This window comes from Hymenobacter segetis (assembly GCF_054776495.1).
Genome location: NZ_BAAHBV010000001.1, coordinates 2,420,069 through 2,443,757, shown reverse-complemented (window position 1 = coordinate 2,443,757; position 23,689 = coordinate 2,420,069). Strand labels below are relative to the sequence as shown.

Below are 23,689 nucleotides of genomic sequence, written 5' to 3'. Positions count from 1 at the left end.
GGATTTATCTACGAAAACGTTTGCGGTGAAACCCCGCCGGAGCGGATACCCCCGGGCGGGCATCAGCAGCTCCGAAACCCCCACCACACGACGGAAAACCTCAGTTTGGACGTAGCTTGCCCCCGGCGTGCTGGCAACGCCCCGCCTCCCGCTGGGAGGTTCCACCCAGCAAATCCCCGGCTTCGTTTTGGCAACTCCTCCATCCACCCCGCCGCTCCCTTCGGCACCCATCGTGCTGGCCGGCGCCACCGGCGACCTCGGCTTCCGCATCGCCCGGGAGCTTCTGAAACGCGGCGCGACCGTGCGGGCGCTGGTGCGCCCCGGCAACAGCAAGCCCGAAGTGACGGAATTGCAGGACCTCGGGGCCGAAATAGCCACCGTCGATTTCAACAGCGTCACGGCCCTCACCAAAGCCTGCGCGGGCGCGGCCTGCGTGGTGTCGGCCCTCTCGGGCCTGCGCGAGGTGATTGTGGACACCCAAAAGCGCCTGCTCGATGCGGCCGTGGCCGCCGGTGTGCCCCGCTTCATTCCGTCCGATTACTGCATCGACTACACCAAACTCCCCGCCGGCTCCAACCGCAACCTCGACCTGCGCCGCGAATTCAACCAGCGGCTCGACCAGGCCCCCATCCAGGCCACGTCCATCCTCAACGGCATGTTCACCGACCTGCTCACCGGGCAGGCCCCGGTAGTCCTGTTCGGGATGAAACGGGTGCTGTACTACGGCGATGCCGACCAGCCGCTCGACTTCACCACCACCGCCAACACCGCCGAGTTCACGGCCGCTGCTGCCCTCGACCCCACTACCCCCCGCTACCTGCGCGTGGCCGGCGAGGTAGCCAGCATCCGCGGCCTGCAAGCTGCCGCCACCGCCGTCACCGGCACGCCCTTCAAGCTGCTGCGCGTGGGCGGCCTCTGGGTGCTGGGCACGATGATAAGCGTGACCAAAACCATCATGCCCGCCCCCGACGAGGTGTTTCCGCCCTGGCAGGGCATGCAGTACCTGCACAACATGTTCACGGGCCTGCCCAAGCTCACCCCCCTCGACAACGCCCGCTACCCTGAAATAAGCTGGACCTCGGTGCGCGAAGTACTGGCTGCCCGTAACTAAAACCGCCCCCGCTCCATCCGTTTCCGGTAGGGGCGGGGGCGGCCAAAGCGCCGGACCTTTTCAGGCCCGGGCGGCAAACACTATTCTACCACCAGGCGGGTGGTCTGGGTCAGGGCACCCGTCTCCAGCTTCACCAGGTAGATACCCGAGGCGAGGCCTTGCAGCGACAGGTTCTGGCTTTGCAGGCCAGCGTTCTGGCGCACGGCCGTGAACTGACGCACCGACTGGCCCATCAGGTTCTGCACCGTGATGGCGGCCGTAGCCGTAGCGGGCAGCTCGTACGATACGCTGGCCGACTCCGAAGCTGGGTTCGGCGAAACAGCCAGTTGCAGGATAGCCGCGCTGGCCGATTTGGTAGCCAGCGCAGGGCTGAATGAATAAGCACCGCTCTGGTCGTTGAAGCGCACAGTGTAGCGGCCAGCCGGGGATACCGGGATGTTGGCACCATTGTACGTAACAGCGCCGGGGGCACTGGTCGGGAAGGCTGTTGAACCCCAGCTGTTCGCCCAGGCATTGTCGGCGCGGAACTTCATCTCGAATGCCGAAAACTGCATGGTAATCGTCCAGTCGTGGCCGCCAGCCACCGTCCGGGTCATGGCAATAGAGTTGTCCCAGCCGGTGCCAGCACCAGTTGGGCTAGTAGCCGTGCCGATAACACCGATGGTACCGTATGATGCCAGTTGTGCCATCGACGCGGTGGCCGAGAACATGAAAGCCAGCAGGAAGCTGAACTTGAGCGTAGATTTTTTCATAAAGCGTATTGTTTAAAAATGTTGGTTGGGAATTGTGACTCAAAAGTACGGCTGAATTGTGTTTTATTGTACCAGGCTTGGGGTAAATTTTTCGCCCTTAATGAGGATGGTTATGCTGGAATATATTCCGTCTAGCTCCTGTATAGCCCGAAAGTAGTTGGCATACATACGTTATTTGGTCGGTTTTGATGAGGTACAAACGTTTGCACTTTAAGCGGGGCCAAGTCAAAAAAATACCGCCATTTAGCAAAACAAATCAGGCGCTATTTGCTGATTTCTGCTCGCGGTGCAGCTCGCCGTCGTGCCCGGCCATGAGTATTCCCTCACCAACGGCCGTCTGCTGGTGGATGCATAAGCCCGGCAGCTCAATACCAGGGCTTCAGGAGGCCGGAGTCTTCGGATTCGCTTTCAGAAAAGCAAATCCGGAGAGTCGCTTCGGGATGATTTATATATTAATAAGTATATTTATTAATATAATCTAAAACTTCAATCCCATGAAAACGATGAAAGCGCTTCCTCATTTTCTGGTAATGGGTGCCCTGCTGGTTGGTGGGGCCTGTAGCTCTTCCAAAACCAGCTCGGATGCCACCGCCGATAGTGGCGTGGGCGCTATGCCATCCGGCACTGACGTGGCCAACAACCCGCCCGCCGGCACCGCTAATGGAGCGGCTACGTCCAGCACCGGCGATACCGGCACCGGCATGGGTAGCGTGGCGGCGGCCGACGTTCCGGCCGGCGATTTGGCCGTCTTTATGGGCACCTTCTCCACCATGACCGACCCCGTGTTTCTGATTGATGCGGGCAGCAGCAACATCCTGGAGATTCAGGTAGGCGAGCTGGCTGCGCAAAAGGCCGCCAGCCCCGACGTGCGGAAATTCGCACAATCGATGGTAGCCCTCCACACCCAGAACGACCAGGAGCTGAGAACCCTGGCCCGCGAGCTCAACGCTACGCTCCCCACCACCATGCTGCCGGTGCACCAGCATCTGGCCGACCGGATGCTGGGCAAAACCGGCAAAAGCTTCGACGAATCTTACATGGACCTGATGGAAAAAGCCCACAAGCTGGACATCGCCATGTTCGAGGTGAAGAGCAAAAATGCCGAGAACCCGGCCGTGAAAAGCTTTGCCACCCGAAACCTGCCCCTGCTGCACTCCCGCAGGGCGCTGGCCGATAAAATTGAGAATAAGGTGGACTGAGCTAACCGGTGAAAACAGTTGTTTCCACGCCGAAACCAGCGAAACCGCATTGGCCCGAAAACCGGCCCTGTTACCACCAGGGCCTCATCCAGTATAGGCTGGGACTTTGCGGTAGCAGGGTTCTCCTTACGAAGGGGAATAGTTTTTTGCTTATTGACTTTGTAATGCAAAGTTCTTTTGCTTTTCTTTGTATCGCTCCTGTGCACCCTGCCTTGGCCCATTTACAACCCTAAAGCCCTACTCTCATGACACTCACCCGAAGCATTACCCGCATTGCGCTTGCCACGGCTTTCCTGCTACTAATACCCTTGGTGGCCATGCAGTTTACCAAGGAAGTGACCTGGACTTTGGATGATTTCATTATCGCGGGCATCCTGCTATTTGGGTCGGGCCTCGCCTATACCCTGGTGGCACGCATGGGAGGCAGTACCACCTATCGGGTGGCCGTGGGGGTGGCGGTGGTGGCAGGCCTCCTGCTCGTGTGGGGGAATCTGGCGGTGGGATTCATCGGCAGCGAGAACAACCCGGCCAACCTGCTGTATGGCGGGGTGCTGGCCGTTGGCATTATCGGAGCCATTGCTGCACGCTTCCGGCCGCTGGGGATGGCCCGCGCCATGTTCGCGGCGGCGCTCACGCAGTTTTTGGTCCCCTTTGTTGCAATGGCCATCTGGAAGCCCGAGGCTGATTTGGGCCTAGTGCAGGTGCTGGCCCTGAATACCGTGTTTGCGGGGCTGTGGGCTGGGTCGGGCTGGCTGTTTCGGCGTGCCGGCACCACTGTCCCGGGTGTCAACCAATAGCTAGGCAGAGAGTGGCAAGAGACTAGGCGGTGCCTACTGCTATTGCCCGCGTGCCACCACCTCCGCCCGCCGCCCCCGCCGCTGAAGAAACTACAGATTATGAGTAGTTTATGCAAAAAAAACGGGAGCAGCTTAGGTCGCTCCCGTTCCAATATTAACCCTTCTTGGCTTTGATAAGCTCAGTAAAGTCTCTTAATAATTGGCTCAAGAGCAGAACTACCACTACTATTGCTGTCATAATTTAGTCTCCTTTCTCATGCTTTTCTCGCTCAATCAACCAAAAGAGCTAGCATGATGAGTCAATGAAGACACGCGCAATGCGTAATGGAGTATTAAATTAGTCAAGCTTTAGTGGCCAATTAGGGTGTGCTAAATTAACGATGCTTTCTATTTTAAGGTTTGTGCTTTGTGAAAAAAAACAGAATAATTATGAGCTGCGAAAAATTTATCGTTGAATGCCAGAGGAATCTGCAGCTAGTTATTAGCGCTGTAGGAAGCAAAACTGAGGATAATCGTGAGCTTGAACAACTGCTCAAAGAATTGCTTAAGCTTTGTGAAGACGACCCATACTTTGATTTATTAAACAAAGCCATATTGTTCGCAAGAAACGGGAAATTCACTAATGCTGCGCTTTGTTACAGAGTTTTCTTACAGGAGCACAAATTAAGAGACTTAAAAACTATAGATATTTATTTAAAATGTATGTTTTTGGCTGATAATGCTAATAATATTTCATATGGCCACGAAATTATTTTCCAACCAATAGAAAGCTTGGTTGGAACACACATTCAAAACAAAGATGGTTTAAGCTATTTATTGGAAAAAAATTACAATCCCAATCAATTGAACTTGTATAAAATTTCACAAAAAATGAGTTTTGGAGATTATGCAAACTCATCGTTGGAAGAGATGTTAGAAAGGAATCCAAGTTATCTGCTGTGGTGTGTTGTCAATGTAAACGGCTTTGTATTAGATAATAGGATTATGACTGATAGGAGGCTTCTGCAAAATAGTTTGTACGCCAAAGCAGTTGGAATTAATTTAATCAAGAATAAGGTGATTGGGCAATGGAATTTTGATTTAGAGGATGAAGAAGAATCTGACATGAATCATTATCGTAATTACAATTGGGAAAAGGAAACCTTTGATGCTCTAACAGACGGACAGATGGGGGATTGGGACGATTATTCAGGTGATATTGATGACGTTAAAACGTCAATGGGAATTGACTAACTTGTTAAATGCCTTCTGACAGTTAGTCGATATTTTAGCAGGAAAACTTGTTTTATTCCGCCAAAAAGTCCGAAAAATCCTTCTCGCACCCCATTTGCTAGTCCCTTCGTACAACTTCCTAACCCGAAGCACCTACTTAGAGACAACCCAAAATGGACTTTAAAAACTTCACCATCAAGGCACAGGAGGCCGTGCAGAAGGCCACCGAAATAGCCGGGGGCAACCAGCAGCAGGCCGTCGAAACGGGCCATTTGCTGAAGGGCCTCTTCCAGAGCGACGAAAGCGTCTTCTCGTTTCTGGCCAACAAGCTGGGCGCCAACCTCAACATTCTCACGCCACGGCTCGATGCCCTCGTGGCCGCCTACCCCAAGGTGAGCGGTGGCTCGCCCTACTTCGCCAACGAGGCCGCCGCCGCCGTGCAGCGCGCCAACACGGCCATGAAGGACATGGGCGACGAGTTCGTGTCCGTCGAGCACTTACTGCTGGGCATCCTCGGCGGCCGCGATGCCGTGGCCACGCTGCTCAAAGACACCGGCTTCAACGACAAGGACTTGAAAGCCGCCATTAAGGAGCTGCGCGGCGGGCGCAAAGTCACGAGCCAGAGCGCCGAAGACCAATACCAAAGCCTGAACCGCTACGCCCGCAACCTCAACGAGCAGGTGCGCGCCGGCAAGATGGACCCCGTGATTGGCCGCGACGAGGAAATCCGCCGCGTGCTGCAAATCCTCTCGCGCCGCACCAAAAACAACCCCGTGCTGCTCGGCGAGCCCGGCGTGGGCAAAACCGCCATCGTGGAGGGCCTGGCCCAGCGCATCGTGGCCGGCGACGTGCCCGAAAACCTGCGCGACAAAGTCATCATGAGCCTCGACATGGGCCTGCTCGTGGCCGGGGCCAAGTACAAGGGCGAGTTTGAGGAGCGCCTCAAGGCCGTCATCAAGGAAGTGACCGACTCCGACGGCCAGATTGTGCTCTTCATTGACGAAATGCACACCCTCATCGGGGCTGGCGGCGGGGGCGAAGGCGCCATGGACGCCGCCAACCTCCTCAAGCCCGCCCTGGCGCGCGGCGAGCTGCACGCCATCGGGGCCACCACGCTCAAGGAATACCAGAAATACATTGAGAAGGACAAGGCCCTCGAACGCCGTTTCCAGGCCGTGATGGTGGACGAGCCCACGATTGAGGACGCCATCAGCATCATGCGCGGCATCAAGGAAAAGTACGAGCTGCACCACGGCGTGCGCATCACCGACGACGCCGTGATTGCGGCCGTGGAGCTGAGCGCCCGCTACATCACCGACCGCTTCCTGCCCGACAAGGCCATCGACCTCATGGACGAGGCCGCCGCCAAGCTCCGTATCGAGCTGAATTCCATGCCCGTGGAGCTCGACGAAATCCAGCGCCGCATCATGCAGCTCGAAATTGAGCGCGAAGCCATCCGCCGCGAAGACAACCGCGACCGCGAAGCCATCCTCAGCAAAGAATTGGCCGAACTGAACGACCGCCGCGACACCCTCAAAGCCCGCTGGGAAAGCGAAAAAGGTGTCCTCACCGGCATTCAAACCCAGAAGGAAGCCATCGAGCAGTTCAAGCTGGAAGCCGAGCAGGCCGAGCGCCAGGGCGACTACGCCCGCGTGGCCGAGCTGCGCTACGGCAAGATTCAGGAAGCCGAAGCCAAGCTGAAAACCTTGCAGGACGAAGCCAACGCCAACAAAGACGGCGGCGCCATGCTCCAGGAAGTCGTGACCAGCGAGAGCATCGCCGAGGTGGTAGCCAAGTGGACGGGCATTCCGGTGAGCAAAATGCTGCAATCGGACCGCGAGAAGCTGCTGAACCTCGAAGCCGAGCTAGGCAAGCGCGTGGCCGGCCAGGCCGAGGCCATCGCGGCCATCTCCGATGCCGTACGTCGCTCCCGCGCCGGCCTGCAAGACCCCAAGCGGCCCATCGGCTCGTTCATTTTCCTGGGCACCACCGGCGTGGGCAAAACCGAGCTGGCCAAGGCCTTAGCCGAGTATTTGTTCAACGACGAAAACGCCATGGTCCGCATCGACATGAGCGAGTTTCAGGAACGCCACGCCGTGTCGCGGCTCATCGGCGCGCCTCCCGGCTACGTGGGCTACGACGAAGGCGGCCAGCTCACGGAGGCCGTGCGCCGCAAGCCCTACTCGGTGGTGCTGCTCGACGAAATCGAGAAAGCGCACCCCGACGTGTTCAACATCCTGCTGCAAGTGCTGGATGACGGCCGCCTCACCGACAACAAAGGCCGGGTGGCGAACTTCAAGAACACCATCATCATCATGACCTCGAACACCGGGGCCGACATCATCCAGAAGAACTTCAAGGACCTCAACGAGTTCAACCACGAGGAGGTCGTCGACCGCACCCGCGACGAAGTGGTGGAGCGCCTCAAGCAGCACATGCGCCCCGAGTTCCTGAACCGCATCGACGAAATCGTGATGTTCCAGCCCCTCAAGCGCAAGGAAATCCGCCGCATCGTCGACATCCAGTTCAAGCAAATCCAGCAGCGCCTGGCCGAGGCCGGCATCCAGCTCGAAGCCACGAACGAAGTGCTCGATTACCTGGGCGAATCCGGCTTCGACCCGCAGTTCGGCGCACGGCCATTGAAACGCGTGTTGCAGCGCGTGATTCTGAATGAATTGTCGAAAGACATTCTCTCGGGCCGCGTGAGCAAGGATGCTGTGGTAGAAGCCGTGCTGGAAGACGGCGCGGTGAAGTTTGAAAACGTGGAGCTGCCGACGGTGTAATTGTCGGTTGGTTTAGTGAATGAGAAAGCCCCGTCAGCGTTGTGCTGGCGGGGCTTTCTTGTAATAGTGATTTAAGCATTATTCAAATCTGGAATTTCATATGCTACTTCCGATTAAAAAAGAATACGAAGCTAATCAAACAGGCTACTATAAAACCAATGAATGTTCCGCTTAATTGATAAATTAACTCTGCTTTCTTGATTGCATCTCTGTTTTCAGCAATGCGATATCGAATACCAGAATTGCCTGTTATTAGCAACTTGCATACAATGCCATTAAATCTGCTCTGTGAGGTTACAGTATGTGGGAAGCCTGTTGGAAGCATGTTGTCGTCATTGGCGACTAAATGATATTCTGATTTCAATTCAGGGAGTTCCTTAAGTTTTGTATAGAAGCCCTGCATATGTTCTGAATTAACCAGCTTCTCCATCACGGTACCAGTATAGTAGTGCGTAGGAATTTCTTTGGTCAGCAGGTCGCCAAGCCCGTAATTGCAAACTGTAATTATGTCTTCAGGAGGTAAGCAGCCATATTTCTCAAACTCAATACCCTTTAAAACATAGTTTGAAAGCTCAAACCCACTTGCATTATTCTTGTATTCAGTGATTGAAAATCCTCCAGAGGTGATGTCAAATTGCTTGCCCAAGCATACTCCTGCTACTGGTGTTGATGTGTAATCAAAAAATGAATCTTTAAATGCTAGGCTGTTAGAAAAGTCCGTATAGTCTTTTTCGACAGTTCTCTCAAGAAAGTAGTTTCCTGCAAAAGCTCCTATGCCAGCAAAAAGAGTTGCTAAGAGGAAAATGTAGAATAAAGTTGTAGGTTTTTTCATAGTCTACTTGACGATTTATGACGGGCTGATACCAAAGTTAAAGGTATCAAATCTGGTAACAGATTAAGCCATGTGTGTTTCAAAGGCGCCAAGCTAATAAAGATTTCACCCTGTCATTCCTCCCCACCCAGCCGCTTCTCCAGCCTCCCCAGTTCCTAGGTAAGCCCCAAACTTGCGTTTATGCCCTACCTAGGACCTAGGTAAGCCCCAAACCTGTGCTTATACCCTACCTAGCCCCCAGGTATGCCCCAAACCGGCGTTTACACCCTACTTGGCTCCTAGGCAAGTCCCAAGCTTGCGTTTACGGCCTACCTAGGAACCAGGTAAGCCGCCGACGCCCGTTGGAGGCTTACCTGGGCGGCACCCCCGCCCGGCGCGGGCGAATGCTAGAAATATTGCTACTTTCACTGCAATAATTCACCTTTTCCACTTTCCTGATGGAGCCCACACCTACCCCCAACGACCCAACCCCCACCCCGACCATCCCAAACGCCCTGCGCGGGCAGGCCGATTTGGCCCTGCGCCTGAAAGACGCCTGGCCCAAAACCCCCGAGCTGGCGTTTATCTGGACCACGGCAGCCGAGTACGGGCCGAAAGCCGAAGCCTTCGAAGCGGCCGTAACGGCCCGCGAAGAAGCCGGCCTGCTACGCCCCCAAGTGAGCGGCGACCTGCACGCCCTTGATGCCAAGATGGAGGACGGGCTGAACTACCTGAAGGGCTACATCGCCGAGAAGTTCACCAAGGCCCGCGCCAAGGAGCACTACGCCCAGTTCGGCATCGTGACCTACCGCGACAGCTACGTGCTGCCCGCCGACCAGGGCGAGCGCCTCAAGGCCCTCGACAAGCTGCTGAAGGCCCTGAAGGATGCCGGCTTCGACGGCCGCGACTACGGCACGGCCTTCTGGAAGCCCATCCGCGAGGGCTATGCCATCGCCACCGGGCAGGCCACCAGCACGGCCCAGGGCGTGACCAAGACCATTGCCGACCGCGAGTCGCTGCACGACTACGTGCTGGAGGTGCTGCAAGCCATGCTCAGCCTGCTCGATGCCCAGTACCGCGACCCCAGGGAGCGGGCGGCCAAGCGCCGCGAGCTGGGGTATCTGGACGAGTTTAACTAGGGCCGGCCGGCCCGGAATCTTCCGCCGTGCCCGCCACCGCCGCGCAGCAAAAATCCCCGTCAGCATTGCGCTGACGGGGATTTTTTGTTCTGAATCCAACTTATCGAAAGCTCCCCGGAAACTCCTGCAAGCGGACGATGGAGGCCGAACCCGGCCGAACGGCAGTAACGGGGATTGCCACGCCGGCAAAAGCTCAAATAAAGCTCCCATATTTACGCTCCCTTTCCCCTTCATCATCTGCCAACCGTGAAAATCCATCAGGACGTATTGCGCCTGGATTTGCCAAATCAACCTTGTTGCTATTACGGGCTTGCTGTGTTGGGCTGATGACGTTTGGCGTTAATCGGTCGGGGCTATTTCATTGATTTCTTTACCTATTTCCCACCTTTTACCTTTTGCTTTATGCAGCATAATTTACCTTTTGCCGGTGCGTCGCCATCCCCGTTCGCGGGGAGCCGCACGCCAGTAGCCAGCCGCAGCTGGCGGCCCGTGGTGGCCACTCTGGGCCTCTTAGCCCTCTCGGTGGGTGCTTCTGCCCAGAACCGGGCATTTCCCTTGCCGCAGGCGGCTGAGCGAGTGGCCCGGCCGCTGGCGGCGGCTCCGGTGGCTGTGCAGCCATCCCGGCCCGTGGCGGCCCACAAGGTGCTGTCCGCCATCAGCTCGACGGCGGCGGGCGGCAACTGGAGCGCCCCGGCCACCTGGGTGGGCGGCGTGGTGCCCACGGCGGCCGATGACGTAACCATCGTGGCCGGCGCTACGGTGACACTGGACGTGGCGGCTACGGCGGCCTCGCTCACGGTGGCAGCCACGGGCTCGCTGCTGACTTCGGCCACCACGGCCTACTCGCTGCAGGTGGCGGGCAGCGTGACCAATAATGGCACGCTGGACCTGAGCGCCAGCAGCACCATCGGCTCGGACCTTCGCTTTACGGGCGCGGGCAACGCGGCCTTCACCGGCACGGGTACCACCGATTTGCAAACGGTGTCGCTGGCCAAATCGGTGCGGGCTGATATTGTGGAAATGAACCTGCCGACGCTGTCGGTGCAGGGCAGCACCACTGCCGGCACCGGCTTCCTATCCACGCGCATCACCACCAACACGGTGGATGACATGACCGGTACCCTGAAAATCTCGGGCACGGCCACCATCAGCAACCGGGTGTTCAGCAACGCGGCTTCCTACGTCATTCCCGCCACGGGGGGCTTCTGGCTGAACAACGCCAACTTTACGGTGGCCAGCCAGACGGGCTCGCCCATCGTTAACGGCTCGCTGCGGATTTCGACGGGCACCTACAACGTGGGCAGCTCCATTGGCAACTCCATCAACTTCGGCTCCGGCGCGGTGTACACCCAAGAGGGCGGCACGCTGAACACGGTGGGCCGGTTCACGAGCTTCACCAGCGCCACGGCGGCGGCGGCCATGACCTTCACGCTGAGCGGTGGCACCATGAACATCAGCACCGTGGGCAACACGTCGGGCACGCCCTCGTTCGGCGTGAACGGCACCACCACCATTTCGGGCGGTACCATCAACCTGGTGCAGCGCAGCACGGCCACCACGCCGCTCGACTACTACGTGGCGGGCACCTATACCTACACCGGCGGCACCGTGAACATCGGCACGGCGGCCACGGCTACCAACTTCGACTTCCGCGTGCGCGGCACGTTCCCGAACCTGACCGTCGACAACACGACCAACCCCAAGACGGCCGTGATGCAGGGCCAGACCAACGTGTACGGTACGGCGCTGGTTACGCCCGGTGCCACGCTGAACCTGAACGGCCAGCTATTGCTGCAACTCGGTGCCACCATCACCAACAACGGCACCCTGACGGGCACTACCACCGGCAGCACGGTGTACTTCGCCGGCTCGGTGCCCCAGACGCTGGGCGGCACCGGCACGTTTAGCGTTATTCGTAGCATCACCGTCGATAACAACGGCGGCGGCGTTACGCTGAGTGTACCCGTGGTGACGACCCGGGTGAACATGTTCACCGGCAACCTCAACGGCACCAGCAACCTGACTATTGGCGACGGCACGGCCATCTTCTTCGTTATTCAGATTGGGGTGACGGCCAACACCGGCACCAGCGGTTCGTTGACTTCGGCCCCGGTCTTCAACCTTGGCAGCGGCGCGCTGCAGGTGATTTACGCGCCGGAAGCCACGGCCCGCACCACCGGGTTTGAGATTCCGGCTACCCGCACGGTAGATGTGGTCACCATTTCCAACCCGGCGGGCGTAGTGCTGGCCGGTGGCAACCTGCTGGTAAACGGCGTATCGAACGCCTCGCTGCTGCTTTCGGCTGGTATTCTGACCACCACGGCCGCCAATACGGTAGTGATTGGACCGCTCGCGGGGGCTTTCCCCACGGGCCTGGCTACTTCGTACGTGAAAGGCCCGCTGGGCATCACGGTAAACAGCGCCACGGCAGTTGCCCGCACTTTTGCCGTGGGCGATGCCGCCGGCTGGCGTCCGGTAGTGGTAACGGGCATCACGGCCAGCACCGACCAGACCTTCACGGCCACGGTGGTGAGCGGTGCAACGGGGGGCCAGGTATCGGGCGGGCTGAGCAGCCTGAACCCGACCCGCTACGTGCGCCTCCAGAACACGGCCAACCTGCCGGCTACGGCCACGGTGCAGCTGAGCTATGGGGCCGATGACGTGCTGGGCAATGCGGCTACAGCCGTGGTGGCCCAGGCCCCTACGGCGGCCGGCGCGTATGCTTCCATTGGCGGGGCAGCGGCTACCGTGCCTACTACCGGCTTGGTTTCGACCCTGAACCTGACGCCTGGCAACGACTTCTTCGTGCTGGCAAATACCGAAGGCGGCACCCTCACCACCTCAGTGGCGACGGTGTGCGGCGGCACCAACTCGGGCACCATCACGCTGGCCAACAACGTGGGCACCATCGTGAAATACCAGGCCGACAGCGGCTCGGGCTTCGTAGATGTGGCCGGCACCAACACGGGCAGCACCTACGCCTTCAGCAACCTGACTGCTACCACCACGTTCCGCGCCGTTATCCTCACTTCGGATAACCGCACTGTGTTTTCGGCTCCGGTAACGGTGACGGTGACCCCGGCCACCACGGCCACGTTCGCCTACTCGGGCGCGACGTTCTGCGCCAGCGGCACCAACCCCACGCCGACGGTGACGGGCACCAGCGGCGGCACGTTTAGCTCCACCACGGGCCTGAGCCTGAATGCCACTACCGGCGCTATCAACCTAAGTGCTTCGACCGCTGGTGCCTACACTGTGACTTACACGGTGGCCGGCACTTGCGGCAGCTCCGCCACGGCTGCGGTGACCATCACGGCCGCTCCGGTGGCCGCGTTTAGCTACGGCACTACTTCGACCTACTGCGTGAGTGGGACCACGGCTCCGGCCGTTGTACTGGGTACCGGCGCTACGGCCGGCACGTTCTCCTCGACCACGGGCCTGACGATTAACGCCTCCACCGGCGCAATTACCCTGGCTTCGTCCACGCCCGGCACCTACACCGTGACCAACACGGTGGCCGCTGCCGGCGGTTGCGCCGCCACCACGGCTACCACCACGGTAACCATCACGGCCGCCCCGGTTGCTACGTTCAGCTACGGCACCACCACCAGCTACTGCGTGAGCGGCACTACGGCTCCGGCCGTTGCCCTGGGCACGGGTGCCACGGCTGGGACGTTCTCTTCGACTACCGGCCTCACGATTAACGCCACCACCGGCGCTATCACGCTGGCTTCGTCCACGCCCGGCACCTACACCGTGACCAACACGATAGCCGCTGCCAGCGGTTGCGCTGCTGCTACGGCCACCACCACGGTAACCATCACGGCCGCTCCAACGGCTGCCTTCAGCTACGCTACTGCCAGCGCCTGCGCGGGCTCGGCCACGCTGTTGCCCGCTACGCTGGGCACCGGCGCATCGGCTGGCACGTTCTCCTCGACCACGGGCCTGACCCTGAATGCTACGACGGGCGTGGTGAATCCGGCCACCTCCACGGCCGGCACTTACACCGTGACCAACACGGTGGCCGCTGCCGGTGGCTGCGCCGCCGCTATGAGCACCGCCACGGTGACCATCAACGCGCTGCCGGCCACGCCCACCTTCAACTACACCTACCCCACGCCCAGCACGGTGCTCTTCACCAGCAGCGTGGCCCCGGCCGGCACCACCTACCAGTGGTACCTAACCACCGGGACGACCACCACCATCATCGCGGGAGCTACTGCCCAGACCTATACGGCCAATGGCACCACCAACCCGGGCACCTACACGGTGCGCTTCATCAGCACGGCCACGGGCTGCCAGTCGGCGGCTTCGAACTCGCTGGTGGTAACGGCGGCGGCCCAGCCGCTGGCCGGCACTTCGCTGAACGTGTACCCGAACCCCAACCACGACGGCAACCTCAACGTGGTGCTGACCGGCTACCGCGCCCCCGCTGAGCTGACCGTGCTCAACGCCCTGGGCCAGGTGGTCTTCACGGCCACGGTGCCCGCCTCGAACGGCACCACCACGCAGCCTGTCAACCTGACGCAGCTGTCCTCGGGCATCTACATCCTGCGGGTGAAGACCGAAGGTGGCCTCGACACGCGCCGCGTGACGAAGGAATAGCGCTGCCCCGACAGTAGCCTCTGCTACCCCAAAAAGGCCCCGACCACATGGTTGGGGCCTTTTTTAGTGCCTGATAATGGCCGCCGGGAAGTGCCGGTGCTGGTTGGTGAGCCGCTTATTCGGGGGGGAAGCCGCTAGCTTTGTGTTATGGCTTCCGTTTTCCAGACCTACCTGCAACTCGGCTTTCTGCACATCTGCACGCCGCGCGCGGCCGACCACCTCACGTTTTTGCTGGCCCTGTGCGCGCCCTACGTGCTGAATGACTGGCGGCGCGTGCTGGCGCTGGTTACCAGCTTCACGGTGGGGCACTCGCTCACGCTGGCGCTGGCCACGCTGGGCCTGGTGGCCTTCCGGCCGGCCCTCATCGAGGCGCTCATTCCCATCACCATCATGGTCACGGCGCTGTGGAACCTGCGCGGCGCGGGCCGGCTCATCACCCGACGCGCGCCAATGCTGGCAGCGGCTCCCAATGCCCTGGCGCTGGGGTTTGGGCTGATTCACGGGCTGGGCTTTTCTAATTACCTGCGGGCCTTGCTCGGGCCGAACAGTCGGCCACTAGCGGAGCTGCTGGCGTTCAACATCGGCGTGGAGCTGGGCCAAATCCTCATCGTAGCCGCCATTCTGCTGGCCGGCGCGGTGCTGCTGGGCAGCCTGCGCGTGGCCCGCCGCGACTGGCTGCTGACCACCAGCGGCGCGGCCCTGGGCATTGCCACGGTGCTGCTGGCGCAACAGCTGTGGCCGTAGAAGCAGCCGGGTAGGGGGGAGGCGTTGTGGAGAGGCCTATCGGTGTTTACCGACAGGGGGGGCGGCGGGTCGGGAGGCCTGTCGGTGTTTATCGACATGGGGTCCGGGCGGCCGTCGGGGCACATCGGAAAACTCCGACATGCCCCGACGGCCGCACTGCCGCAACCTTGCCGTAACTTTAAGCGACCTTACCGGTCGCCATTTCTAATCTGATTTTCCCACTTACGCTTTTTCCATGCGTCGTCTTTTATTCGCTGGCCTGGTGCTGGCCGTGGCCGGCCAGCAGGCTGCCACTGCCCAGACCACCAACTCCGGCACCGACAAATTTGCGCAGCTCGAAACGATGCTGCCCACACCCAATAGCTACCGCACCGCCAGCGGCGCGCCCGGCTCCGACTACTGGCAGCAGCGCGCCGACTACGACATCAAAGTCACGCTGGATGATGCCAAGCAGGCCCTCACCGGCCGCGAAACCATCACCTACACCAACCTCTCGCCCGATGCGCTGCCCTACCTCTGGGTGCAGCTCGACCAGAACATCTTCGAGAAAAACTCCATCGCCAACGCTACCCAAGTGGGCCAGCTGCAGGATAAAATGTCGTTTCAGTCGGTGGATGGCATGATGTCGAACTTCGATGGCGGCTTCAAAATCGAGAGCGTGACCGGCAAGGATGGGCGCGCGCTGCACACCGTCACGAACAACACCATGATGCGCGTGGACCTGCCCGCGCCGCTGCTGCCGCGCCAGTCGGTATCGTTCAGCGTGAAGTGGCACTACAACATCACCGACCAGTACAAGCAGGGTGGCCGCAGCGGTTTCGAGTATTTCGCCGACGACAAGAACTACCTCTATGAGATGGCCCAGTTCTACCCGCGCATGGCCGTGTATTCGGATAACCAGGGCTGGCAGCACAAGCAGTTCCTCGGCAACGGCGAATTCACGCTGCCCTTCGGCGACTACAAAGTGAGCATCACCGCGCCCGCCGACCACATCGTGGGCGCCACCGGCACGCTGCAAAATGCCGCCCAGGTCCTCACCAGCACGCAGCAGAAGCGCTGGGAGCAGGCCAAGTCGGCCACCAAGCCCGTGCTCATCGTGAGCCAGGACGAGGCCGTGAAGAACGAAAGCAGCCGCGCCACCGGCACCAAAACCTGGTCCTTCGCCGCCAAAAACGTGCGCGACTTCGCCTGGGCCAGCTCGCGCAAATTCATCTGGGATGCCATGCAGATTAAGCAAAACGGCAAGCCCGTGATGTGCATGAGCTACTACCCCAAGGAGGGCAACCCGCTCTGGGGTCAGTATTCGACGCAGGTGGTGGCCCACACCATCAAAACCTACTCGAAATTCACGATTCCCTACGCTTACCCCGTAGCCATTTCGGTGCACGGCCCGGTGGGCGGCATGGAGTACCCCATGCTCTGCTTCAACGGCGGCCGGCCTGAGAAGGACGGTACCTACTCGCAGCAGGTGAAATACGGGATGATTTCGGTGATTATCCACGAAGTGGGCCACAACTTCTTCCCCATGATTATCAACTCCGACGAGCGGCAGTGGACGTGGATGGATGAGGGCCTGAACTCCTTCGTGCAGTTCCTCACCGAGCAGGAGTGGGAGCGCAACTACCCCAGCCGCCGCGGCGAGCCCCGCAACATTGCGGCCTACATGGCCACGGCTGATAACCTGCAATCGCCGATTATGATTAACTCGGAGTCGGCTCTGCAATTCGGCAACAACGCCTACGGCAAGCCCGCCACGGCCCTCAACATCCTGCGCGAGACTGTCATGGGCCGCGAGCTGTTCGACTACGCCTTCAAAACCTACGCCCAGCGCTGGGCCTACAAGCACCCCACGCCCGCCGATTTCTTCCGCACCATGGAAGACGCCTCAGCTGTGGACCTCGACTGGTTCTGGCGCGGCTGGTTCTACACCACCGAACACACGGACATTGCCTTGGAGTCGGTGAAATCCTACAACGCCAGCACCCGCAACCCGCAGGTGGAAAACGCCCGCCTCCAGCAGCAGAAAGCCGCCGCGCCGCAGTCCATCACCGCCCAGCGCAACGCCACCGACATCCCCAAAACGCTGGTGGATGAGAAGCCCGAGCTGAAGGATTTCTACAACAACTACGACCCCCTGGCCGTGACGCCCGCCGACCAGCAGCGCTACACCGCCATGCTCAACGGCCTCACGCCCGAGCAGCAGCAGCGCCTCAACGACTCGCAGAGCAACTTCTACGAGCTGAGCCTGCGCAACGTGGGCGGCCTGGTAATGCCCGTAATCGTGCAGATGACCTACGCCGACAACACCCAGGAAATCCAGACCATCCCGGCCGAAATCTGGCGCAAAAACAACGCCCAGGTCACCAAAGTCATCGTGACGAAAAAGCCCGTCATCAGCTTCGTTATCGACCCCTTCCAGCAAACGGCCGACACGGATTTGAGCAACAATGCCTTCCCGCGCCAGCCCGCCGCCTCGCGCTTCGAGCTGTTTGAGCAGCAACGCCCGCAAGCTCCCGCCAACCCCATGCAGCAGTCCAAAACCGCAGCCAGCCCCATGCAGAAGCTGGAGCAGAAGCCCGGCAGCAGCGGCAACTAGTCGTCTGTCATTGCGAGTGGAGCGCAGCGCAACGCGGCAATCCGTTCTGTACTAACCAGACACTCTCTTTCACCAGAAAGCCCCGGCACTGCGAAGTGCCGGGGCTTTCTGTTGTTAAAAAAGGCTTTATCACATCTCGGGGTTGGTCGCTCACGAGAGGACGGATTGCCGCGTTGCGCTGCGCTCCACTCGCAATGACAGACGATTTACGCCTTGATATTCGGGGCTTCACCGCCCACCATGCGCGAAATGAGCCCGTGGTCCTCCTTGCTCTCAGCCCAGACCACACCCACCACATGGATGAGAATGAAGCCGATAATGAGGTACATCGTCACATTGTGAATCTCCTCGGCCGTATGGTGCATGGGGCCGAAGAAGGCGGTATCTTCATATATCATGATGAGGCCGGTGGCCACCATGATGGTTAGGAAAAGGTAAAACAGCGCGTAGGTGGTTTTGGCAAACAGAATTTTGCCGGCTTGGCTCTTGTCGGCAGGCGGCGCGAGGCGGTAGCGGCGCAGGATTTCCATTAGCCGCGCCGAGAAGCGCAAGTTGGAAGGTCCCGTCAGCTGCAAGCCCAGACGCATTACCCACAGTGCCACCAGCGCCCAGCCAAAGTAGATGTGCCAGTCCCAGATTCGCTCGCTGATGATGTGCGCAAAAGCGCCGCCCTGCTTCGTGGTTATCGTCACGTTGGCCTTGCTCATGGCCTGCTGAAACTCCGGCACCGCCGACCGGGAATTAACAATCACCTTCTGAAACAGAATGGTAATCAACTGCAGGCTAATCAACAGCGCATTGGCCCAGTGCCAGAACCGGATGGAGCCCCGGTAATCCTTGATGGGTACTTCGACGGCGGGGGCAATGACTTCGTTCATGGCGCTGGTGGGCAAAGGGTCAAATAGTAAGGACAATGCCGGCTTCTACGGCGGCGGCGGGCACGGGTTCGGTGCGGCCGGGATACACCAGTAGCGCGTGCGCCAGGCAGTGGAGCGCCGCCGCTAAATCGGTCTGGTTGATGACGTAGGCCAAGCGTACTTCCTGCCGGCCCAGGCCTGGCGTATGGTAGAAGCCGTTGGCTGGCGACAGCATCAGTGTCTGATTATCCAGCGTAAAATCCTCCAGCAGCCACTGGCCGAACTTCTCGGCATCGTCCACCGGCAGGCGGGCCACCACGTAGAAGGCACCGCCCGGCACTGGGCACACCACGCCCGGCATGGCCCGTAGCGCATTCACGGTGAGGTCGCGCCGGGCCTGGTACTCGGCCCGGGTGCCATCGAAATAGGAGGGGGGCAGCTCGGCGGCGGCTTCGGCAGCCACCATTTCCAGCACCGGCGGGCATATTCGCATCTGGCCGAAGTGGAAGGCCGCCAGCCACACATCCGGGTTGCGGGTGACCAACGCGCCCACCCGCGCCCCGCAGGCACTGTAGCGCTTTGAGATGGTGTCGAGCAGCACCACGTGCTTTTCGCCGCCCACCAGGCTCAAGGCGCTGGTGGCCTGGGCGCCGTCGTAGCAGTATTCGCGGTAAGCCTCGTCCGACAGCAGGTATAAATCGTGCTGTTTGCACAGGCCCAGCAGGGCGTCCAGCTCGTCGCGCCGGTACACGTAGCCGGTGGGGTTGCTGGGGTTGCAGATGAGAATGGCCCGGGTGCGCGGCGTAATCACCGCCTCGAAATCGGCCAGCGGCGGCAGCGCGAAGCCGTCCTCGATGTGCGCCGACACGGCCACGATGCTCACGCCGGCCGCAATAGCAAAGGCTGTGTAGGTGCCATAAAACGGCTCGGCTACAATCACCTCATCGCCCGGATTCAGGCAGGTGAGCATGGCGAAAAGGATGGCCTCGCTGCCTGCCGTGGTCACCATAATGTCTTTGAAGCGGGCCGGAATTCCGGCGCGCTGGTAGTAGGTTTCCAGCTTGCGGCGGTAGCTGTCGGTGCCTGCGCCGGGGGCGTAGCCCAGCACCGCGATGTCGGCCTCGCGCACGGCGGCCAGCATTTCGGGCGGCGTCAGCACATCGGGCTGGCCAATGTTGAGCGGATAAACTACTTTGCCCTGTTGGCGGGCGGCGTCAGCATAAGGCAGCAGCTTGCGAAACGGCGAAACGGGCATGGCCTGCCCGCGCTTGGATACTTCTGGCATATAATAAAGTTAACTCCCCAACCGGCGCGGCATCAGCCGCCGGCCCCTCAATTGGCTAAATATAACGGCCCGCAATTAGTTACAAGCACTTCTTATACAGATTATACAGAATCCGGTTGTCGGCATCGGTCAGCGGCGCGCCCACGTTTTGCTGAATAAAATGCAGCTTGAATGCCCGAATGGCCGCCGGCAAATCCCGCGTGTCGTACCCGATAATCCGCAGCGCCTCACGCGGACTGAACACCGTAATCGGACTATTCAGTCGCGCCAGCTGGGCATCCACCCGGCTGGTATCCACAGGCTGAATAGAAGCCGTCGGCACATCATCCGCCGTCGGCAGGGGAGGAGTGAGCAGGCGGCCGGCCAGGGCAGCGGCGCTATCGGCCACGAAGGGGCTGGGCAGTGGGCCGGCATCGTACCACAGGCCGAAACCATTATCCGCTAGGCGCTTCCAAGGGAAGAGGGCGCTGGGGTCATTCTTGCGGCTGGGAGCAATATCAGCGTGGCCAATGAAGTTGGCCGTGGGAATTCCGTAGGCTTTTTTCAGGCCGGCCAGAATATGCATCAGGCTGGTAATCTGGGCTTCGGCGAAGGGCTCAATGCCGTTGTTATCCAGCTCGATGCCGATGGATGAGGAGTTGATATCCGTGGTGTTGCCCCACTTGGCCACGCCGCCATGCCAGGCCCGCAGGTAGTCGTTCAGCATATGGTACACCCGGCCGTCGCGCCCGATGACGTAATGCGCGCTCACCTGCGTGCTCACCATGGTAAACGTCTTGAGCGTCTGCGCCGTAGAGTCCTGCGCCGTGTGGTGAATGACGACGTAGTTGGGCTTGCGCAGGTTGAAATTGGTGGTGCCCACCCAGTATTTGCCCAGCAGGCTGTCGGCCCCCGGCGTGATGACCGGCGTGGCGCGTAGGGCCTCGGCATAGGCTTTCACCTGCGCTTTATACGACTTGTTGGTGGTGGCGTAGGGGTTCTTGGAGGCGGCACAGGCGCTCAACGCCAAGGTTGCCGCGAAGCAAAGGGAAGGTAAATAAGCCTTCATCAGAAACAGGTTAAACGGCAAAGCTGCCAGTGCAACAGCAAAAAAGAAGCCCTTGGAGCAACTGCTTCAAGGGCTTCCGGTAACAAAACGTCAGCCCGCGCTATTTGGCGTACGCCACGGAGCGCATCTCCCGAATTACGGTGATTTTAATCTGGCCGGGGTACTGCATTTCCTTCTCGATTTTCTGCGAAATCTCGAAGCTCAGCTCAGCGGCGCGTTCGTCGGTCACGTTCTCGGCGTCCACCATCACGCGCAGCTCGCGGCCGGCCTGGATGGCAAAGCACTGGTTCACGCCCTTGAAGCCGTTGGCGGTTTCTTCCAGCTGCTTCAGGCGCTTGATGTAGCTTTCCATCATCTCGCGGCGGGCACCGGGGCGCGAGCCCGAAATGGCGTCGCAGGCCTGCACCAGCGGCGAAATCATAGCCGTCATCTCAATTTCGTCGTGGTGAGCGCCGATGGCGTTGACCACGTCGGGGTGCTCTTTCCACTTCTTGGCCATCTCCATGCCCAGGATGGCGTGGGGCAGCTCAGGCTCTTCGGTGCTCACCTTGCCGATGTCGTGCAGCAGGCCGGCGCGCTTGGCTTTCTTCACGTCGAGGCCCATCTCGGCGGCCATGGTGGCGCAGAGGTTGGCTACTTCACGGCTGTGTTGCAGCAGGTTCTGGCCGTAGCTGGAGCGGAAGCGCATCCGGCCCACCATTTTAATCAGTTCCGGGTGTAGGCCGTGAATGCCGAGGTCGATAATGGTTTTCTCGCCGATTTCAACGATTTCTTCCTCGATGTTCTTGCGGGTTTTGGCTACGATTTCCTCCACGCGAGCGGGGTGAATCCGACCATCTTTCACCAGCAAGTGCAGCGAGAGGCGGGCAATTTCGCGGCGCACCGGGTCGAAGCCCGAGATGATGATGGCCTCGGGCGTGTCGTCCACGATGATTTCAACGCCCGTGGCAGCTTCCAGCGCGCGGATGTTGCGGCCCTCGCGGCCGATGATTTTGCCCTTCACGTCGTCGCTTTCAATGTTGAAAATCGACACGCAGTTCTCGATGGCATGCTCTGAAGCGGTGCGCTGAATGGTCTCCAACACAATTTTCTTGGCATCCTTGGTGGCGGTCAGCTTGGCCTGGGCCACGGTGTCCTTCACAAAGGAGCTGGCTTGGATTTGAGCCTCATTTTTGAGGCTTTCCACCAGTTGCTCGCGGGCTTCGGCGGCGGTCAGGTTGGCGATGGTTTCGAGCTGGCGCTGTACGGAGTGCAGCTGCTCATCGGCTTCGCGCTGCTTTTCTTCCAGTTCAGCCATCGCCTCCTCATGGTCGAGACGGCGCTTTTCGGCCTGGGCTTCCAGCTTATCGCGTAGCTGCTGGGTATCGGTCTGATTTTTCTCGCGCTGGCGCTCCAGGTCGGCTTCCTTTTTCTGAATCTGTTCGAGCTGGCGCTGTGTGGTTTCGGTGAGCATTTTGATGCTCTGCTCTTGCTCCACCACGCCCTGGCGGCGCTGGGTCAGCTCGCTGTCCAGCTCAGTTTTGAGGCGGCGGCTTTCCTGGTCAAACTCGTTGCGCAGCGTCTTGAACTTGTTCTTCGACTGCTCCAGGCGCTCATCGGCCTGCTTAATTTTCTCGTCGCGAAGGCGGTTGCCTTTCTCCTCCGCATCGCGGAGGATTTGTTGAGCGCGGGCCTGAGCCTCGCCCTCGTGGTCCAGCCGGGCTTTGCCGGCCAGCTGCCTGCCTACCACAAAGCCGACCACAAGGGCAGCCACTGCGGTGAGCAGACACATTATTAAAGGGGACATATGAATTATGGTTTTTGGGGTGGGGTAAAAACCATAACCGGGTAGAACGATTTTGCCCGGGCCGGGCGGAAGCGGCCGATTGCCGCGCCGCCCTGCCGGGCCAACGAGTTGTGTGCGTGCCAGTCGGGGGTATTACCCCGCCAGCACCACGCCGGATAGTAGCTCGTCGAAACGAGCCAGCCGTTCGGTTAGCGCCGCATCGGTGCCATCCTTTTCCTTGCTCACTTTCAATTGGTCGGCCATCGTGGCCAACGCAACCATGGCCAGCAAGTCCTGCTTGTCCTGAATGCCATAGCCTTCTTTGAATTCGCGCAGCTTTTCGCCCAGCAGGCGGCCCGCCAGGCGCAGCCGTTCCTCATCCTGCACGTCAACGCGCATGGGATAGTCCCGGTCAGCAATACGAATTTTGATGGCTAGTTCGCTCATACGGCGATAGTTAGGCTCTGGGGGTGAGGGTCGTTCGGTTTAGTCTCTCAAATAGGCAAGACACTTGTCCAGTTCGCGGATGTATTCGTTGAGGCGCAGTTTAAGTTCGTTGGCGTGGGTGGGTTCCCCAGCTATGGTGTGTACAAGTTTAACGATATTTTCCTGGTTTTGGCGCTCCTTCAGCAGGCGGTCCTTCTCGCGCACGTCGGCGCGGAGCTGCTGCACGGTGGTGTTGGCATCGGCCAGCTCCTCACGCAATTGCTGATAGGCAGCCACTAAGGTGGTAATCTGCCGCTCCAGGCGGTCGAGTTGCGCAAGCTGTTGGGAAGAGGCCACGGGCGAATAAATTTTGGGTGAAGATAACGCGACGGGCCGAAAGCTACGCTTTACCCGACGCTTGCTCGCGGCTTGTGGTTCAGCGCGGTTTGAGTTGCAACCGCAAAGAGCCACAAAAAAGAACGTCATGCTGAGCGCAGTCGCAGCATCGCTACCGCAGTAATAATCCAATAGTTAGGATTAGCTGCACGGTAGCGATGCT

17 protein-coding genes are annotated in these 23,689 nt (G+C 59.7%); 9 read left to right on the top strand and 8 right to left on the bottom strand.

From position 1 onward, the window contains the following. Positions 1–187: 187 nt before the first annotated feature. Positions 188–1,111 carry an aromatic alcohol reductase gene (locus ACYU70_RS10170; RefSeq protein WP_342295995.1) on the top strand — a complete coding sequence of 308 codons (924 nt, stop codon included), beginning with the start codon at positions 188–190 and terminating at the stop codon, positions 1,109–1,111. 80 nt (positions 1,112–1,191) lie between these two features. Here the strand turns inward: ACYU70_RS10170 and ACYU70_RS10165 are convergent, their stop codons facing one another. Next, positions 1,192–1,863, bottom strand: a complete 672-nt coding sequence (locus tag ACYU70_RS10165) for a T9SS type A sorting domain-containing protein (protein WP_342295996.1) — start codon at positions 1,861–1,863, stop codon at positions 1,192–1,194. A gap of 494 nt (positions 1,864–2,357) precedes the next feature. Between ACYU70_RS10165 and ACYU70_RS10160 the strand changes: the two genes are divergently transcribed. From ACYU70_RS10160 to clpB, 4 genes are all read left to right on the top strand, one after another. Then, entirely contained in the window at positions 2,358–3,062 is a 705-nt protein-coding gene (locus ACYU70_RS10160) for a DUF4142 domain-containing protein (RefSeq protein ID WP_460615983.1), read from the top strand. A gap of 245 nt (positions 3,063–3,307) precedes the next feature. Further along, on the top strand, positions 3,308–3,859 hold the full coding sequence (locus tag ACYU70_RS10155) for a hypothetical protein (protein WP_460615982.1): 552 nt from the start codon (positions 3,308–3,310) through the stop codon (positions 3,857–3,859). 408 nt (positions 3,860–4,267) lie between these two features. Next, positions 4,268–5,092: a hypothetical protein gene (locus tag ACYU70_RS10150; RefSeq protein WP_460615981.1), complete on the top strand. Its 825-nt coding sequence runs from the start codon at positions 4,268–4,270 to the stop codon at positions 5,090–5,092. A 152-nt stretch (positions 5,093–5,244) separates the two neighbouring features. Then, a complete protein-coding gene (gene clpB, locus ACYU70_RS10145) occupies positions 5,245–7,854 on the top strand; it encodes an ATP-dependent Clp protease ATP-binding subunit (RefSeq protein ID WP_460615980.1) in 2,610 nt (869 codons plus the stop codon). Between the two features lie 103 nt (positions 7,855–7,957). On the opposite strand, the gene ACYU70_RS10140 is transcribed toward clpB, so the two are convergent. Continuing rightward, positions 7,958–8,686, bottom strand: coding sequence for a hypothetical protein (locus tag ACYU70_RS10140; RefSeq protein ID WP_460615979.1), 729 nt, complete (start codon positions 8,684–8,686; stop codon positions 7,958–7,960). A 437-nt stretch (positions 8,687–9,123) separates the two neighbouring features. Between ACYU70_RS10140 and ACYU70_RS10135 the strand changes: the two genes are divergently transcribed. From ACYU70_RS10135 to ACYU70_RS10120, 4 genes are all read left to right on the top strand, one after another. Next, a complete protein-coding gene (locus tag ACYU70_RS10135) occupies positions 9,124–9,804 on the top strand; it encodes a hypothetical protein (protein WP_460615978.1) in 681 nt (226 codons plus the stop codon). A 402-nt stretch (positions 9,805–10,206) separates the two neighbouring features. Then, positions 10,207–14,409 (top strand): beta strand repeat-containing protein, encoded by a 4,203-nt coding sequence (locus tag ACYU70_RS10130; protein ID WP_342296866.1) that lies wholly within the window; start codon positions 10,207–10,209, stop codon positions 14,407–14,409. Between the two features lie 147 nt (positions 14,410–14,556). Then, a complete protein-coding gene (locus ACYU70_RS10125) occupies positions 14,557–15,153 on the top strand; it encodes a HupE/UreJ family protein (protein ID WP_342296868.1) in 597 nt (198 codons plus the stop codon). Positions 15,154–15,388: 235 nt separating this feature from the next. Then, positions 15,389–17,749 (top strand): M1 family metallopeptidase, encoded by a 2,361-nt coding sequence (locus ACYU70_RS10120; RefSeq protein ID WP_342296869.1) that lies wholly within the window; start codon positions 15,389–15,391, stop codon positions 17,747–17,749. Positions 17,750–17,955: 206 nt separating this feature from the next. On the opposite strand, the gene ACYU70_RS10115 is transcribed toward ACYU70_RS10120, so the two are convergent. The 6 genes from ACYU70_RS10115 to ACYU70_RS10090 all read right to left on the bottom strand — a co-directional run bounded on the left by ACYU70_RS10115 (position 17,956) and on the right by ACYU70_RS10090 (position 23,487). After that, positions 17,956–18,627 (bottom strand): cytochrome b/b6 domain-containing protein, encoded by a 672-nt coding sequence (locus ACYU70_RS10115; RefSeq protein WP_342296871.1) that lies wholly within the window; start codon positions 18,625–18,627, stop codon positions 17,956–17,958. Positions 18,628–18,646: 19 nt separating this feature from the next. Continuing rightward, positions 18,647–19,891 (bottom strand): pyridoxal phosphate-dependent aminotransferase, encoded by a 1,245-nt coding sequence (locus tag ACYU70_RS10110; protein ID WP_342296873.1) that lies wholly within the window; start codon positions 19,889–19,891, stop codon positions 18,647–18,649. Positions 19,892–19,970: 79 nt separating this feature from the next. Next, a complete protein-coding gene (locus tag ACYU70_RS10105; RefSeq protein WP_342296874.1) occupies positions 19,971–20,939 on the bottom strand; it encodes an N-acetylmuramoyl-L-alanine amidase in 969 nt (322 codons plus the stop codon). A gap of 100 nt (positions 20,940–21,039) precedes the next feature. Further along, positions 21,040–22,710, bottom strand: coding sequence for a ribonuclease Y (rny, locus tag ACYU70_RS10100; RefSeq protein ID WP_342296876.1), 1,671 nt, complete (start codon positions 22,708–22,710; stop codon positions 21,040–21,042). 147 nt (positions 22,711–22,857) lie between these two features. Then, positions 22,858–23,151: a cell division protein ZapA gene (locus ACYU70_RS10095; RefSeq protein WP_342296878.1), complete on the bottom strand. Its 294-nt coding sequence runs from the start codon at positions 23,149–23,151 to the stop codon at positions 22,858–22,860. A 39-nt stretch (positions 23,152–23,190) separates the two neighbouring features. Beyond that, on the bottom strand, positions 23,191–23,487 hold the full coding sequence (locus tag ACYU70_RS10090) for a hypothetical protein (RefSeq protein ID WP_342296880.1): 297 nt from the start codon (positions 23,485–23,487) through the stop codon (positions 23,191–23,193). Positions 23,488–23,689: the final 202 nt, after the last annotated feature.

Coding starts and splice junctions, on each gene's coding strand:
- ACYU70_RS10105 (WP_342296874.1), bottom strand. CDS start 20,939: ATGAAGGCTTATTTACCTTCCCTTTGCTTCGCGGCAACCTTGGCGTTG.
- ACYU70_RS10140 (WP_460615979.1), bottom strand. CDS start 8,686: ATGAAAAAACCTACAACTTTATTCTACATTTTCCTCTTAGCAACTCTT.
- ACYU70_RS10095 (WP_342296878.1), bottom strand. CDS start 23,151: ATGAGCGAACTAGCCATCAAAATTCGTATTGCTGACCGGGACTATCCC.
- ACYU70_RS10110 (WP_342296873.1), bottom strand. CDS start 19,891: ATGCCAGAAGTATCCAAGCGCGGGCAGGCCATGCCCGTTTCGCCGTTT.
- ACYU70_RS10135 (WP_460615978.1), top strand. CDS start 9,124: ATGGAGCCCACACCTACCCCCAACGACCCAACCCCCACCCCGACCATC.
- clpB (WP_460615980.1), top strand. CDS start 5,245: ATGGACTTTAAAAACTTCACCATCAAGGCACAGGAGGCCGTGCAGAAG.
- ACYU70_RS10165 (WP_342295996.1), bottom strand. CDS start 1,863: ATGAAAAAATCTACGCTCAAGTTCAGCTTCCTGCTGGCTTTCATGTTC.
- rny (WP_342296876.1), bottom strand. CDS start 22,710: ATGTGTCTGCTCACCGCAGTGGCTGCCCTTGTGGTCGGCTTTGTGGTA.
- ACYU70_RS10155 (WP_460615982.1), top strand. CDS start 3,308: ATGACACTCACCCGAAGCATTACCCGCATTGCGCTTGCCACGGCTTTC.
- ACYU70_RS10115 (WP_342296871.1), bottom strand. CDS start 18,627: ATGAACGAAGTCATTGCCCCCGCCGTCGAAGTACCCATCAAGGATTAC.
- ACYU70_RS10120 (WP_342296869.1), top strand. CDS start 15,389: ATGCGTCGTCTTTTATTCGCTGGCCTGGTGCTGGCCGTGGCCGGCCAG.
- ACYU70_RS10130 (WP_342296866.1), top strand. CDS start 10,207: ATGCAGCATAATTTACCTTTTGCCGGTGCGTCGCCATCCCCGTTCGCG.
- ACYU70_RS10125 (WP_342296868.1), top strand. CDS start 14,557: ATGGCTTCCGTTTTCCAGACCTACCTGCAACTCGGCTTTCTGCACATC.
- ACYU70_RS10160 (WP_460615983.1), top strand. CDS start 2,358: ATGAAAACGATGAAAGCGCTTCCTCATTTTCTGGTAATGGGTGCCCTG.